This window comes from Saccharopolyspora ipomoeae, assembly GCF_029952525.1.
Taxonomy (GTDB): Bacteria; Actinomycetota; Actinomycetes; order Mycobacteriales; family Pseudonocardiaceae; genus Saccharopolyspora; species Saccharopolyspora ipomoeae.
This window is the reverse complement of sequence record NZ_JASAOF010000017.1, coordinates 1-16439: the sequence shown is the minus strand read 5'-3', so window position 1 is coordinate 16439 and position 16439 is coordinate 1. Positions and strand designations below refer to the sequence as shown.

At 72.0% G+C, this 16439-nt stretch carries 4 protein-coding genes; 2 read left to right on the top strand and 2 right to left on the bottom strand.

Annotated features, from left to right (window positions below; translation table 11 throughout):
* Positions 1 to 5 precede the first annotated feature (5 nt).
* Positions 6 to 962 (bottom strand): class I SAM-dependent methyltransferase, encoded by a 957-nt coding sequence (locus QFW96_RS22195; RefSeq protein WP_281457636.1) that lies wholly within the window; start codon positions 960 to 962, stop codon positions 6 to 8.
* A 19-nt stretch (positions 963 to 981) separates the two neighbouring features.
* Positions 982 to 2643, bottom strand: coding sequence for a bifunctional 3-(3-hydroxy-phenyl)propionate/3-hydroxycinnamic acid hydroxylase MhpA (mhpA, locus tag QFW96_RS22190; protein ID WP_281457635.1), 1662 nt, complete (start codon positions 2641 to 2643; stop codon positions 982 to 984).
* A 255-nt stretch (positions 2644 to 2898) separates the two neighbouring features.
* On the opposite strand from mhpA, the gene QFW96_RS22185 reads away from it, so the two are divergent.
* Both QFW96_RS22185 and QFW96_RS22180 read left to right on the top strand, forming a co-directional pair.
* On the top strand, positions 2899 to 9333 hold the full coding sequence (locus QFW96_RS22185) for a type I polyketide synthase (protein WP_281457634.1): 6435 nt from the start codon (positions 2899 to 2901) through the stop codon (positions 9331 to 9333).
* A 37-nt stretch (positions 9334 to 9370) separates the two neighbouring features.
* A partial coding sequence (locus tag QFW96_RS22180) for a type I polyketide synthase (RefSeq protein WP_281457633.1) occupies positions 9371 to 16439 on the top strand: 7069 nt, incomplete at its 3' end.

The window sequence follows — 16439 nt, the reverse complement described above, 5'->3', positions numbered from 1 at the left end:
TGGGATCACGGCTTCTTGCGGGCGATGTGGTGCCGGTAGCTGTGGTAGGACTGCTGGGCGCGCCTGGGCCGGATGCGGGTCGCCTCCAGCACCTGGTCGACCACGTCGCGATGTCCGACGAAATCGGCTCCGGCGAGGTGAGAACCGCCGCGCCCCATCATGATCCGGGTCTTGAACGACAGCTTCTTCGCCGAGAAGTTCCGGCGGTAGAAGCTTCCCGGCTCCAGGCGCTTGCGGATCGCCGAGCGCACCCGCTCGGTCACGTCGACGTCCTCGACCCACTCCAGCGGCCCGTCCTCCTGCTTGATCCGGCCGAGCAGCTCGTGGGACTGGTCGATGAACAGGTCGATGTGCGAGAGGTACCCGCCGGGCTTGAGCACGCGGGCGGCCTCGTTCAGGAATCCGCCGAGATCGGGGTAGTTGTGGGAGCTCTCGACGTTGAGCACCACGTCGAACTCGCCGTCGGCGAACGGCAGGTCCTCCGCGTCGCCCTGCACGAAGCGCAGCCGATCGCCCCGGGACAGCCGTGCGTTGGCGCGGTCGGTGGCGGCCTGCGACAGGTCGAGCCCGACGACCTCCGAGGCGTCGATGATCCGCGACACGAAGTTCAGCCCCTCGCCGAGACCGCAGCCGACTTCGAGGACCTTCTTGCCCGCGTAGTCGCCCAGCGGGACCGGAACCTGGCGCAGCGCCTGGAAGTACAGCTGCTCGGAGAACCCGTCGGTGCCGTGCTCGTCGAAACCCGGTATGAGAGAGCGGATCTCGCTCAGCAGGTCCTCGTCGTGCAGGCCCCAGTTCCAGAAGTCGCCCTGGGTCGACCACGAGGCGACCCCGTTGTAGATCTCCGACACCGCGCCCTTGACCCGCTCGGGCGGCGGACCGGAGGAGTGCTTGGTGTTGAGCTTGCGGAAGCCCGAGCTGAAGTCGTCCGCGGTCGCGGAGTCCTGCGCGCTCGTCGACATGGTGGTCCGCCCTTTCTGGTCAGTGCCGTGGATCGCGCCGGGCCGCGACCGGCCTGCGCTGGAGGGACGGCGACCCGGTGATCTGGGCGCGCAGCTCGCGCACGAGCCGGGTGAGGTCGGCGCGGTCGCGCGCCCCGCCGAAGACGTAGAAGTCCGGCCGCACCAGCACCGCGACCTGCCGGGACTCGGTGAGGTACGGGAGGTAGGTGTTGCCGACGTCGACGACCTCGTGCGGGCCCGCGTGCTTGGGGCCGGACCCGAACGGAAGCACCCGCACCAGGTGCGCGCCGAGGTCGTCGAGGAACGAGCGGGACTCGTCGTCGAGCGCCTCGCGCGGGTCCACCGAGGACAGCAGCACGAAACCGCGACCGACCACGTCGTCGAACAACCCGCGCTGCTCGCCGCGCGCCACCGCGCCCTGCGGCATGAGCTCCCCGGCCGGCTTGGCGATGGTGCGGCCGAGGGCCCGCCGCAGGAACCCGTCCTCCAGCGCGAACGACGGCGGCGCGGCCTCGGGCTGGTCCTGCTCGGAGCGCGCGGCGATGAGGTACTCGTCGCGGGCCGCGGCCTTGGCCGGGTCGAGCTCGGAGACCAGCTTGCCCATCTCGATGGAGGCGTCGGTGGTGCGCCGGACCTGCTTGGCGCGCTCGGCGGGGTAGGTGTCCAGCAGCCGCTCGGCGGCCCGGCCGCCCAGCACCAGGTCCAGCCGCCACGCCAGGCTCGCCGCGTCCCGCACGCCCGAGCACATGCCCTGACCTGCGAACGGTGGCATCAGGTGCGCCGAGTCCCCGGCCAGCAGCAGCCGCCCGCTGCGCCACTGCTCGGTCATGCAGGCGTCGAAGGTGTAGACGATGTTGCGGGTCAGCTTCGCGTTCTCCGGGGACACGCCGTGCGGTTCGAGCAGCCGCCACAGCGCCTCCTCGGTGCTGAACTCCTCGACGGTCTCGCCGGGCAGCAGCATGAACTCCCACCGGCGGTGACCGCGCCCGCTGGCGACGATGGTCGTCGGCCGCGCCGGGTCGCAGATCTGCACGTCGGTCGGGTGGAACTCGCGCGGCTCGTGGAACACCACGTCGCACAGCAACCAGTCCTGGGAGAACCCGTGGTCGGTGACCTGCGCGCCGATGTGCTCGCGGACGACGCTGTTCGCCCCGTCGCAGCCGACCAGCCACGAGCCGGTGATGCGGCCGTCCTCCAGCGCCGGGCCGGACGCGCGCACCTCGACGCGGTCGCCGTGATCGGTCAGGTCCTCGACCTCGTGGCCGCAGAGCAGCCGCAGGTTCGGCAGCGTCTCGGCGTGCGCGCGCAGCGCGGCCTCGTACGAAGGCTGGTGCATGACAGCGGCTTTCGGCCAGCCCTGGTGGCCGGGCCGGTACGGCGCGTCGAAGCTGAGCAGCACCTCGCCGGCCGCGTTGCGGAACTCGTAGACGCCCATCGGCTCGCCGAGATCGTGCAGCTGGTCGCCGATCCCGGCGGCGGCGAAGTTCCGGGAGGTCTCGCCGTCGATGGTGACGACGCGCGGGAACGGGTACTGCTCGGCGTAGCGCTCCAGGACCGCCACCTGCCACCCGCGGTGCGCGAGCAGCAGGGCGAGGGTCAGCCCCACCGGGCCGCAGCCGACGATCACCACGTCCGCGTCGGCACCGCGGTCGGACCTTGGGGGCTCAGCTGGGATCGACATCTCACTTCCGCTCGAAGTCGGTGGCGTTGCGGCGTCAACCGTAGGCGCAGAACACTCGGGGAACTCCCAGTCCTGAACTCCCGCGATCCCGGCGCGGGTGCTTGCTAGGGAAATTCTCACTACCCCTCGGTCTAGCGTCGCGGCTGGTTGCAAGCGACGTCGTCCGGTGCCGGGGCGTCCCGGTTCGCCCTGCCGGTTCGACGGCCCGAGCGGCGGCCGACCCGATCAGCCACTGGACGAGGGAGCGTCGCCGTCGTGTTACGTACCGAACTCATCCGGCCGCTGTCCGAGCTGCTGCGCGAGCACGCCGAGCGGTGGCCGGACAAGATCGCGTTCAGCGACCACCGGCGGGACCTCACCTACGCCGACTACGAGCGGCGCACGGCACGGCTGGCGGGTCACCTGGCGGACCGGCTGGACCGCGGCGACCGGGCGATGATCTACCTCGGCAACTCGGTGGAGACGCTGGAGTCCTACCTCGCGGTGGCCCGCGCCAGTGGTGTGGCGCTGCCGTTCAACCCGCACTCCGCCGACGCCGAGCTGTCCTACGTCCTCGACGACAGCGGCGCCCGCGTCGTGATCACCGACCGCGGACGGCTCGACCAGGTCGTGGCCGCGCAGCGGGAGCGCCCGCACCTGCGGATCGTGGTCACCGGAGACGACCCGCTCCCCGAGGGCACCCCGGCCGAGGTCACCCGCTACGCGGACCTGATGGCCGCCGCACCGGCGCAGCCCGCCCGCGACGACCAGGACCTCGACGACGTCGCCTGGATGCTCTACACCTCCGGCACCACCGGCAAGCCCAAGGGCGTGCTGTCGACGCAGCGCAGCTGCCTGTGGTCGGTGGCGGCCTGCTACGCGCCGATCGTCGGCCTGTCCGGGCAGGACCGGGTGCTGTGGCCGCTGCCGCTGCACCACAGCCTCGCGCACGTGCTGTGCGTGATCGGCGTGACCGCGGTCGGCGCCACCTGCCGCGTCCTCGACGGCTTCTCCGGCGAGGAGGTGCTGCGCGCGTTCCAGGACGAGACCTACACGTTCCTCACCGGCGTGCCCGCGATGTACCACCACCTGCTGGAGGCCGCCCAGAACCACGACGTCGACACGAGCGGGCTGGAGCGCTGCTTGACCGCCGGGTCGGTGTGCCCGGCGTCGCTGCGCACGGCCTTCGAGGAGACCTTCGGCGTCCCGCTGCTCGACGGCTACGGCAGCACCGAGACCTGCGGTCTGATGGCGGTGAACTGGCAGCACGGTTCCCGCGTCGACGGCTCCTGCGGCCTGCCGGTGCCCGGTCTGGCGTTGCGGCTCGTGGACCCGGACACCGGGCTCGACGTCGCGGGCGGTGAGGGCGAGGTGTGGGTGCGCGGCCCGAACCTGATGGTGGGCTACCACGACCAGCCGGAGGCGACGGCCGCCGCGCTGCCGGGCGGCTGGTACCGCACGGGCGACCTGGCCAGGCAGGACGAGGCCGGCTACCTGACCATCACCGGCCGGGTGAAGGAGCTGATCAACCGGGGCGGGGAGAACATCCACCCCGGCGAGGTCGAGGAAGTCCTGCGCGGCGCCCCCGGGGTCGCCGACGTCGCCGTGGCGGGTGAACCGCACGAGGTGCTCGGCGAGGTGCCGGTGGCCTTCGTGGTTCCGCGCGAGACCGGGGTCGACACCGAGGCGTTGTTCGCGGTGTGCCGGGAGCGGCTGTCCGGTTTCAAGATCCCCGAGCGGCTCTACGAGACCCGGCGCATCCCCCGGACGGCTTCCGGCAAGGTCACCCGGCACCTGTTGCACGACTTGCCCGCGCGCCTGCTCGCCGACCGGGAGTCGTTCTCCAGCGAGCTGCTCGACGACGCCTCGCGCGTGACGGAGGCGGACGAGGCGGCGACCTCCGAGCTGCGGCAGCGGCTCACCGGCCTGTCATCGCAGGAGCAGGAGCTTTTCCTGCTGGAGCTGGTGTGCGCCGAGGTCTCGCAGGCCCTCGGGCTCGATTCGCTGGGCACCGCGGCGGCCCGGAGCGCGTTCCGCGAGCTCGGGTTGACCTCGATGAGCGCGGTGGCGTTGCGCAACCGGCTGACCGCCGCCACCGGCCTGGACCTGCCCGCTCCGGTGGCGTTCGACCACCCGACTCCGCACGCGCTGGCCCGCCACCTGCTTGCCGAACTGCTCGGCACGCGAACCCGGCCCCCGATCGCCGGGCCTCGCCCGGAGCCCGGCGAGCCGATCGCGATCGTCGGCATGGGGTGCCGCTTCCCCGGCGGGGTGAGCTCGCCGGAAGACCTCTGGCAGCTGGTCGCCGACGGCGGTGACGTGCTGTCGCCGTTCCCGGCCGATCGCGGCTGGAACCTCGCCAAGCTCGGCGGCGAACCTGGACGTCCCGGCACCAGCGCCACCCGGCACGGCGGATTCCTGCACGACGCAGCCGATTTCGACGCCGGGTTCTTCGGCATCTCCCCGCGCGAGGCCCTGGCGATGGACCCGCAGCAGCGGCTGCTGCTGGAGGTCTCCTGGGAGGCGCTGGAGCGCTCGGGCATCGACCCGACGACGCTGCGGGGCCGCGACGCGGGCGTGTTCACCGGCGTCATGTACCACGACTACGGCACGGGTCTCGTCGACGCGCCCGAGGGAACCGAGGGCTACTGGACGACCGGGACCGCGGGCAGCGTCGCGTCCGGCCGCGTCGCCTACGCGCTCGGGTTCGAGGGACCGGCGGTCACGGTGGACACGGCGTGCTCGTCGTCGCTGGTGTCGATGCACCTCGCGGCGCAGTCGTTGCGGCAGGGGGAGTGCTCGCTGGCGCTGGCCGGGGGCGCCACGGTCATGTCGACTCCGTCGACGTTCGTCGAGTTCACCATGCAGGGCGGCCTTGCCCCGGACGGCCGCTGCAAGTCCTTCTCCGACGACGCCGACGGCGTCGGCTGGTCCGAGGGCGCCGGCGTGCTCGTGCTGGAGCGCCTGTCCGACGCCCGCCGGAACGGGCACCGGGTGCTGGCGGTGCTGCGAGGCTCGGCGGTGAACTCCGACGGCGCCTCCAACGGCCTGACCGCCCCGAACGGGCCCTCGCAGCAGCGCGTCATCCGCCGAGCCCTGGCCAGTGCTGGTCTGTCCACTTCGGACGTCGATGTGGTCGAAGGGCACGGCACCGGGACGACTCTGGGTGATCCGATCGAGGCGCAGGCGTTGCTGGCGACCTACGGTCAGGGTCGGGAGCGTCCGCTGCTGCTGGGGTCGGTGAAGTCGAACCTCGGTCACACGCAGGCCGCGGCGGGCGTCGCTGGGGTGATCAAGATGGTGATGGCGATGCGTCACGGCATCGCCCCGCGCACGCTGCACGCAGAAACCCCGTCCGGCCACGTCACCTGGGGTTCGGGCGCGGTCGAGCTGCTCAACGCCCCGGTCGGCTGGCCCGACACCGGGCGCCCGCGACGCGCAGGCGTCTCCTCCTTCGGCATCGGCGGCACCAACGCCCACGTGATCGTCGAACAAGCCCCGCCCCAGGACAGCCCGTCCGAACCCACCGAGATCGAACCGGCCATCACCCCGTGGCCAATCTCAGCCAAGACCGAAACCGCCCTCGACGACCAGATCACCCACCTCAACGCCCTCGACCACACAGCCCTCGACATAGGCCACTCCCTGGCCACCTCCCGCTCCACCTTCAACCACCGAGCAGTCAGCCTGCCCTCCGGCGAAATCCGAGACACCGCCACAGACCGCACCCTCGCAGTCCTCTTCGCAGGCCAAGGCTCCCAACGCCTGGGCATGGGCCGAGACCTCTACGCCCGCTTCCCGGTGTTCGCGCGGGCGCTGGACGAGGTCCTGTCCCACTTGGACCCGTCGGTCCGAGAGGTGATGTGGGGCGACGATCAGGAAGCCCTCAACCAAACGGGCGTCGCCCAACCGGCCTTGTTCGCCCTGGAGGTAGCCCAGTACCGCTTGGCGCAGTCCTTCGGCCTCAACCCGGACTACGTTGCAGGCCACTCGATCGGTGAGGTGGCCGCGGCCCACGTGGCGGGCGTGTTGTCCCTCCAGGACGCGTGCACTCTGATCACGGCCCGAGCCTCGTTGATGCAGGCCTTGCCCACGGGTGGGGTGATGGTCGCGGTCCGCGCGAGCGAGTCCGAGGTCTTGCCGTTCCTGTCGGGTGGTGTTGCTGCGGTCAAAAACTCCCAGATTCGGGGGGACGATTACCGGAGTATTCGACCCACCGAAAACTCCGGTATTCGACCCCACGAAAATGGCAATTCTCGAACGGGTGTCATCTCATTGGCGGCGGTGAACGGGCCGGAGTCGGTTGTTCTGGCCGGGGACGCGGACGCCGTGGGTGAGGTGGCGGCGCGGTGGAAGTCTAGGAATCTGCTGGTCAGTCATGCGTTTCACTCGTCCTTGATGGACCCGATGCTCGATGACTTCCGCGAGGCGATCAGCGGGTTGTCGCTGCGGACGCCGACGACACCGATCGCCGTCGACGGCGACGTGACGTCGCCGGAGTTCTGGGTTCAGCACGTCCGCAACACCGTGCGCTTCGGCGACACCGTGCGGACCCTGGGCGAGCGGGGCGTGAACGCCTTCCTGGAACTGGGCCCCGACGGGGTGCTCTCGGCGATGGCCGCCGACTCCGCGCCCGAGGACGCGGTGCTCGTCCCGGCGCAGCGTCAGGACCGCGACGGCGAGACCGGCCTGGTCGAGGCGCTGGCGCGGCTGCACGTGTCCGGCGTGGACGTCGGCTGGGCACCGTGCTTCACGGGCACCGGAGCACACCTCGTCGACCTGCCGACCTACCCGTTCCAGCGCGAGCGCTACTGGCCGGAACAGCTCGCCGCCAACCTCGCCGACGACTGGTGCTACCAGGAGACCTGGACCCCGCTGACGCACCGGCCGGCGACACCCGACGGACCGTGGCTGATCGCGGCACCCGCCGAGCTCGCCACCGACCCGTGGGCGCTCGCGATCGCCGACGCACTCGGCGCCGACGCGGTGCGCCTGCCGATCGAACCCGGCACCCGGCGCGACGACCTCGCCAAGCAGCTGACCGACGTTCCCGCCCCGGCGGGCGTGATCGCGCTCGGTGATGAGGTCGAGTGCGCCGTCCTGCTCCAGGCGCTCGGCGACGCGAGCGTCGACGCCCGCGTGTGGGCCGTGACCCGAGGGGCGGTCTCGGTCGCGGACGACGACCCGGTGCGCGACTCCACCTACGCGGGTGTGTGGGGTCTGGGGCGGGTCGCCGCCCTGGAGCTGCCCGGCAGGTGGGGCGGCCTGATCGACCTACCGGACCACCTCGACGCCCGCGGCGCCGAGCTCCTCACCGGTGTCCTCGCCGGAGCGGAGGACCAGGTCGCCATCCGCTCCCGAGGAGCGTTCGCCCGCAGGCTCGCCCCCGCACCGCGCTCGCACCGGGCCGCCCCGGCACCGCTGTCCGGCACGGTGCTGATCACCGGCGGAACCGGCTCGCTCGGCGCGCACCTGGCCCGCGACCTGGCCGAACGCGGCGCCGAAGGGATCGTGCTGATCAGCCGTCGCGGCCCGGACGCCCCGGCCGCCACCGAGCTCGCCGAGCAGCTGGGCGAGCGGGGAGTGCGGGTGCGGATCGAGGCCTGCGACGCCGCCGACCGCGACGCGCTCGGCACCGTGCTCGACGGCATCGACGACCTCACCGGTGTGGTGCACGCGGCCGGTGTCGTCGACGACGGCGTGCTCGACCAGCTCACGCCCGAGCGCTTCGGCGAGGTCTTCGAGTCCAAGGTGGACTCCGCGCTGCTGCTCGACGAGCTCACCCGCGACCGCGACCTGGACTTCTTCGTGCTGTTCTCCTCGGTCGCGGGCACGATCGGCAACGCCGGGCAGGCCAACTACGCCGCCGCCAACGCCGTCCTCGACGCCGTCGCCCGCCAGCGCCGCGTCGAAGGCCTGCCCGCCACCTCGATCGCCTGGGGAGCCTGGGCCGGGGCGGGCGCCGCCGCGGACGAGGCGATCGCCGAGCGGCTGAGGCGGCGCGGTGTTCTGCCGATGGAACCGGAACTCGCCCTCGCCGCGCTGTGGCAGGCCGTCGCCGACGACCGCACCGCTCTCACCGTGGCCGACCTGGACTGGGAGAACTTCGCCCCGCACTTCACCGCAGTCCGTCCCAGCCCGCTGCTGTCGGGAATCGAGGCCGCGCGGCGCGCCCTCGCCACCTCCGGCACCTCCGGGTTCGTCGACGAGCTCGCCCACCTGGCGCAGGCCGATCGCGGCCCGGCCGTCCTGGACCTCGTTCGGGCCGAGGCGGCCGCTGTGCTCGGACACCCGAGCTCGGCCGCGATCGGCGTCGACAACGCCTTCCGCGACGTGGGTTTCGACTCGCTGACCAGCCTGGAGATGCGCGACCGGCTGCGGAAGGCGACGGGCGTGCCGCTGCCCTCGGCGCTGCTGTTCGACTACCCGACGCCGCGCGCCGTGGCCGACCACCTGCTGGCGAACCTCACCGTCGAGGACACCGCGGAGGTCGGGTCCGCGCTCAGCGAGTTCGAGCGGTTCTCCACGGCGCTGCGGGCCTCGGACGACGACGTCGACGAGATCAAGCAGCGGCTCGAGGACACCCTCGCCTGGCTGCGCGAGCGCGGCCGGCCCTCGGCCGGCGGGCGTCCCTCCGAGGACGACATCAAGTCGATGCCCGTCGACGAACTGCTCAACACCATCGACAACGGGCTGCTCGACCTCTCCTGACGAGATCCAGCTCGACACGAGACATGAAGGTGGACCGGTGGCGGAAGATCAGCAGGAACGAGTCGTCGAATACCTGAGGCGCACCACCGTCGACCTCCGCCGAGCCCGCGAGCGCGTCGCCGAACTGGAGCTCAGGAACGGCGAACCGATCGCGATCGTCGGCATGGCCTGCCGCTTCCCGGGCGGGGTGCGTTCGCCGGAGGACCTGTGGCGGCTGGTCGACGGCGGCGTCGACGCCATCGGCCCGTTCCCCGACGACCGGGGGTGGGACCGGAGCGCGCTGGCCGAGTCGAGCCTCGCCGCCGAAGGCGGGTTCCTCGAAGGCGCAACGGAATTCGACGCGGACTTCTTCGGCATCTCGCCGCGCGAAGCGGCCGGGATGGACCCGCAGCAGCGGCTCGTCCTCGAAACCGCCTGGGAGGCGCTGGAACGCGCGCACCTCGACCCCGCGCGGCTGCGGGGGAGCAGGACCGGGGCGTTCCTCGGCACCAACGGTCAGGACTACGCCTCGCTCCTCGGCACCGGTCCGGACGTTCCGGAAGGGCACGCGGCCACCGGCCACATCGCCAGCGTGCTCTCCGGTCGCGTGGCCTACACCTTCGGGTTCGAAGGGCCTGCGGTCACCGTCGACACGGCGTGCTCGTCGTCGCTGGTCTCGATGCACCTGGCGGCGCAATCGCTGCGGCAGGGCGAGTGCGCGCTCGCGCTGGCCGGCGGTGTCACGGTCATGTCGACGCCGCACGCGTTCTTCGAGTTCACCCGGCAGCGCGGCCTGGCCGCCGACGGCCGCTGCAAGGCGTTCTCCGACGCCGCCGACGGCACGGGTTGGTCCGAAGGCGTCGGCATGCTGGTGCTGGAACGCCTCTCCGACGCCCAGCGCAACGGGCACCGCGTGCTGGCGGTGCTGCGGGGGAGCGCGGTGAACCAGGACGGCGCGTCCAACGGCCTGACCGCGCCGAACGGCCCGTCGCAGCAGCGCGTGATCCGAGAAGCCCTGCGCTCCGCGAACCTCGACGCGTCCGAAGTGGACGCCGTGGAGGCGCACGGGACCGGCACCGCGCTCGGCGACCCGATCGAGGCCGACGCGCTGATGGCCACCTACGGCGGCGACCGGGCGACTCCGCTTCTGCTGGGGTCGGTGAAGTCGAACCTCGGGCACACGCAGGCCGCGGCCGGTGTCGCCGGGGTGATCAAGATGGTGATGGCGATGCGGCGCGGCGTCCTGCCGAAGACGCTGCACGTCGACACGCCGTCCTCGCACGTGGACTGGTCGGCCGGTGCGGTCCGGCTGCTCACGGCCGGCACGGCCTGGCCGGAGACGGGCCGCCCGCGTCGCGCCGGCGTGTCGTCGTTCGGGGTGAGCGGCACGAACGCGCACGTCGTCCTGGAGCACCCGGCGGCGCTCGACGTGCCCGCGGTGGAGCCGTGGGTGTCGCCGACGGTGGTGCCGTGGGTGGTGTCGGCGAAGTCCGAGGCGGCGCTGGACGAGCAGATCTCCCGACTCCGCGACTGGGACGGCGTCCGCGTCGACATCGGCTACTCCCTGGCCACCACGCGCACCCCGCTGAGCCACCGCGCGGTCCTCCTCGCCGCCCGAGAGTCGATCACCGAGGCAACCCGGGGCGTCGCCACCGACCGCACTCTCGCGGTCCTCTTCGCGGGCCAGGGCTCCCAGCGCCTCGGCATGGGCAGGGACCTCTACGACCGCTTCCCGGCCTTCGCGGAAGCTCTCGACGAGGTCCTTCAGCACCTGGACCCGTCGGTTCGCGAGGTGATGTGGGGTGAGGACCAGGATGCCTTGAACCAGACGGGCAACGCCCAACCGGCCCTGTTCGCCCTGGAGGTGGCTCTGTATCGCCTGATCGAGTCCTTCGGCATCACCCCGGACCACCTCGCAGGCCACTCGATCGGTGAGGTGGCCGCAGCCCACGTGGCGGGCGTGTTGTCCCTGGAGGACGCCTGCACCTTGATCACGGCCCGAGCCCGCCTGATGCAGGCGTTGCCCTCGGGCGGGGTGATGGTGTCGGTTCGGGCGAGTGAGTCCGAGGTGCTGCCGTTCCTGACGGATTACTCCCGTATTCGGGAAGCGGATTACTCCGGTATTCGGGGATCGGATTACTCCGGTATTCCGTCACTTGGGGGCGGGGGTGGTTCGGGTGGTGTGGTTTCGCTGGCGGCTGTGAACGGGCCGAGTTCGGTGGTTTTGGCTGGGGACGAGGACGTTGTTCTTGAGGTTGCCGGGCGTTGGAAGTTCCAGCGGTTGAGCGTTTCTCATGCTTTTCACTCGGCTTTGATGGAGCCGATGTTGGGGGAGTTCCGGGAAGCGATCAGCGGGTTGGTGTTCCGCGAGCCTCGGATTCCGATCGCGGCGTCCGGGGATGTGACTTCACCCGAGTTCTGGGTTCGGCATGTGCGCGAGGCCGTGCGGTTCGCCGACCACGTGACCTCGTTGAGCGAACGGGGTGTGGACGCGTTCCTGGAGATCGGTCCGGACGGGGTGCTCAGCGCGATGGCCTCCGAGTCCGCGCCCGGGGCGGTGATCGTGCCCGCGCTGCGGAAGGGCCGCGGCGAAGAGGATGCGCTGCCGTCGGCGTTGGCCGCGTTGCACGTGGCCGGGGTCGGGGTGGACTGGACGCCGTTCTTCGACGGGGCGCGGGCGCAGCGGGTCGACCTGCCCACCTACGCCTTCCAGCGCCGCCGCTACTGGCCCCGGCTCACCGCCGGGCGCGGGATGCGCGCCGCCGGGCTCGCCCCGGTCGAGCACCCCTTGCTGGGGGCGGCGGTCGAACTCGCCGAGGCGGACGGGTTCCTGATCACCAGCAGGCTCTCGCTCGACACCCACCCGTGGCTCGCCGATCACGCCGTCGGCGGGCGAATCCTGTTCCCCGGCACGGCTTTCCTCGAACTCGCGATGCGGGCCGCCGACGAGGTGGGCTGCGAGGAGGTCGAGGAGCTCACCCTCGCCGCCCCGCTGGTGCTCCCCGAGCGCGGCGCGGTGCAGCTCCAGGTGTCGGTGGGCGCGCCGGACGAGTCGGGCCGACGCCCGATCGCGGTGCTGTCCCGGACCGAACGCGACACCGACCTGCCGTGGACCCAGCACGCCGCCGGATCGCTCACCACCGGCGACCGCAAGCCCGATGACCTGGGAGAATGGCCTCCCGTCGACGCCGTGCCCGAGGACGTCGACAGCGGCTACGAGCGCTTCGCCTCGGCCGGGTTCGCCTACGGTCCCGTCTTCCGCGGGCTGCGCGCGGTGTGGCGTCGCGGCGACGAGGTCTTCGCCGAGGTCGCGCTCCCGGACGGGACCGACAGCACCGGCTTCGGCCTGCACCCAGCGCTGCTGGACGCCTGCCTGCACGCCTCCGGCGTCGCTGACCCCGAGGTCATCGAGCGCGGCGGGCTGCCGTTCTCCTGGCAGGGCGTGGCACTGCACGCCACCGAGGCATCGGCCGTGCGGGTGCGGATCTCCCCGCGCGCCGACGGCGAGTTCGCGCTCACCCTCGCGGACGCGACCGGTCTTCCGGTGGCCTCGATCGACTCGCTGCGCACCCGGCCGATGCCGGTCGAGGCGCGGGGTGCGGACAACGCGCTGTTCACCGTCGAGTGGACCCCGGTCACCGGCGGCGAACCCCCGGCCGCGATCGCCCTCGCGGGCCCGGACCCGCACGGTCTCCGGGACATCGGCGTTCCGGTGGAGCCCGACGCCGACCTAGTGGTCGTCCCGGTCGCGGGCGGCGACGAGGTGATCACCTCCGCCCACGACGTCACCGCGCTCGCGCTCGCCCAGGTCCAGGACTGCCTGGCCCGCGAGGGCACCCGCCTGCTGTTCGTGACTCGCGGTGCGACCTCCGGCGCCGACCCGGCGGCCGCAGCGGTGTGGGGCCTGGTCCGCACCGCCCAGACCGAGCACCCCGGCCGGTTCGCGCTGCTCGACCTCGGTCCGGAACCCGTCGACACCAGCGCTCTCGCCGGTGCCTTGACCTGCGACGAACCGCAGATGCTGCTGCGAGGCGGAGACCTGCTCGCCGCCCGCCTGACCCGGACCGCCCCGCAGGACGAGCCGGCACGCTGGGACGGTCCCGTGCTCATCACCGGTGGCACCGGCGGACTGGGCGCGCTGGTGGCCCGGCACCTCGTCGCCGAGCACGGGGTGCGCGAGCTCCTGCTGGTCAGCCGCAGCGGCACCGCCGACGACCTGGTCAGCGACCTGACCGAGCAGGGCGCCTGGGTCGAGGCGCGGGCCTGCGACGTCGCCGACCGCGCCGCGGTCGAGACCCTGCTGGCCGAGCACGAGGTGCGGGCGGTGGTGCACGCCGCCGGTGTCCTCGACGACGGCGTGATCGAGACGCTGACCCCCGAACGCGTGCACGCCGTGCTGCGCCCCAAGGTCGACGCGGCCTGGAACCTGCACGAGCTGACGCGAGACCTGTCGGCGTTCGTCGTGTTCTCCTCCGCCGCCGGGATCCTCGGCACCCCCGGCCAGGCCAACTACGCGGCGGGCAACGCCTTCCTGGACGCCCTGGTCGAACACCGCCGCGCACAGGGACTTCCGGGCGCGTCGCTCGCGTGGGGGCCGTGGCAGCACGGCATGGCCTCCGACGTCGACGCCCAGCGGCTCGGCCGTTCCGGCATGCCGCCGCTGCCTCCTGAGCAGGGGATTCGCCTGTTCGACGCCGCGCTGACCGCAGGGCGGCCCGTGGTCGTGCCCGCGCTGCTGGACCTGACGCGGTCCGGTGACGTGCCGCCGCTGCTGCGCGGGCTCGTGCACGGCCGGGCACGTCGTGCGCGCGCGAGGTCGGAAGCCACCGAGACGCTGGTTGCGCGGCTGACCGCGCTGCCGGAGTCGGAACGCTCCGGGGCGTTGCTGGGCTTGGTGCGCCGCGAAGTCGCCGCCGTGCTGGGGCATGCCGGCGGCGACGTGGTCGACCCGAGCCGGGCGTTCCAGGAACTCGGCTTCGACTCGCTGACGGCCGTGGAGCTGCGCAACCAGCTGGGTGCGGCGACCGGGCTGCGCCTGCCGACAACCCTGATCTTCGACCACCCTACGGCCCGAGCCCTGGCCGACCACCTGCACGACGAGCTGTTCGGATCGGAAAACGCTGTTTCCCAACCGGTTCCGGCTCCGGCGAGCGCGGACGACGACCCGGTGGTCATCGTCGGGATGGCCTGCCGCTACCCGGGTGGCGTCTCATCTCCGGAGGACCTGTGGCGGTTGGTGTCCGACGGCGTCGACGCGATCTCGGAGTTCCCGGTCAACCGGGGCTGGGACGTGGACGCGCTGTTCGACCCAGACCCCGATCACGCGGGCACCTCCTACACTCGGAACGGCGGATTCCTGCACGACGCGGGCGATTTCGACCCCGCGTTCTTCGGGATGTCGCCGCGCGAAGCGCTGGCCACGGACGCCCAGCAGCGGCTGCTGCTGGAAGTCGCTTGGGAATCCCTGGAACGCAGCGGCATCGACCCGATGTCGTTGCGCGGCAGTCGGACCGGTGTGTTCGCCGGGGTGATGTACAACGACTACAGCACCCTGCTCACCGACGCCGCGTTCGAGGGCTACCAGAACCTCGGCGCCTCGCCGAGCGTCGTCTCCGGCCGCCTGTCCTACGCCTTCGGCTTCGAAGGCCCCGCGATGACCGTGGACACCGCCTGCTCGTCGTCGCTGGTGTCGATGCACCTGGCCGCGCAAGCGCTGCGCCAGCGGGAGTGCTCGCTGGCGCTGGCCGGGGGCGTCACCGTCATGTCGACGCCGCGCACGTTCCTGGAGTTCTCCCGCCAGCGCGGCCTGGCCCCGGACGGCCGCTGCAAGTCCTTCTCCGACGAAGCCGACGGCGTCGGCTGGTCCGAGGGCGTCGGAGTGCTGGTGCTGGAACGCCTTTCGGACGCCCGTCGCCACGGTCACGAGGTGCTGGGGGTGCTGCGCGGCAGCGCGATCAACTCCGACGGCGCCTCCAACGGGCTCACCGCGCCCAACGGTCCCTCGCAGCAGCGCGTCATCCGCCAGGCCCTCGCCGGTGCGGGACTGTCCACAACGGACGTCGACGTCGTCGAGGCGCACGGGACCGGGACGACGCTGGGCGATCCGATCGAGGCCCAGGCGTTGCTGGCGACCTACGGTCGCGACCGCGAGCGGCCGCTGCTGCTGGGGACTGTGAAGTCCAACATCGGCCACAGCCAGGCGGCCTCGGGCGTGGCGGGCGTGATCAAGATGGTGCAGGCCATGCGCCACGGCGTGGTTCCCCCGACGCTGCACGCCGACACCCCGTCCACCCACGTGGACTGGGAGGACGGCGCGGTCGAGCTGGTCACCGAGCCCCGCGAGTGGGTCACGGACGGTCATCCTCGACGCGCCGGGATCTCCTCCTTCGGCGTCAGCGGCACCAACGCACACGTGATCATCGAACAGCCTCCCGCCGACGCCGCGCCCGCTGAGCGACCGATCTCGGAGGCGGTGCCGTGGCCGGTCTCGGCCAAGACCGAGGCGGCTCTGGAAGAGCAGATCGCGCGGGTGCGCTCGATCGGCGAACCCGCAGCCGACGTCGGGTACTCGCTGGTCACGGCCCGATCGACGTTCGACCACCGCGCCGTGCTGCTCGCCTCGGACGCGGGCGACGCCCCAGCGGAGGTCGCCCGCGGCACCGCCGGAGACCGGTCCGTCGCGGTGCTGTTCTCCGGCCAGGGTTCCCAGCGCCTGGGCATGGGCAGGGATCTCTACGTCCGCTTCCCGGTGTTCGCAGAGTCTCTGGACGAGGTCCTGGACCACCTGGACCCGTCGGTTCGCGAAGTGATGTGGGGCGAGGACCAGGAAGCTTTGAACCAGACGGGCATCGCCCAACCGGCTCTGTTCGCCATCGAGGTGGCGTTGTATCGCCTGATCGAGTCCTTCGGCATCACCCCGGACCACTTGGCGGGTCATTCGATCGGTGAGGTGGCCGCAGCGCATGTGGCGGGCGTGTTGTCTTTGGAGGACGCCTGCACCTTGATCTCGGCCCGTGCTCGTCTGATGCAGGCATTGCCGTCGGGTGGGGTGATGGTCGCGGTGCGCGCGAGCGAGTCCGAGGTGTTGCCGTTCCTGACGGATTACTCCGGTATTCCGGAGGCGGAAA

Excerpts from the sequence above, each read along its gene's own strand:
- mhpA (WP_281457635.1), bottom strand. The coding sequence starts at position 2,643 with ATGTCGATCCCAGCTGAGCCCCCAAGGTCCGACCGCGGTGCCGACGCG.
- QFW96_RS22195 (WP_281457636.1), bottom strand. The coding sequence starts at position 962 with ATGTCGACGAGCGCGCAGGACTCCGCGACCGCGGACGACTTCAGCTCG.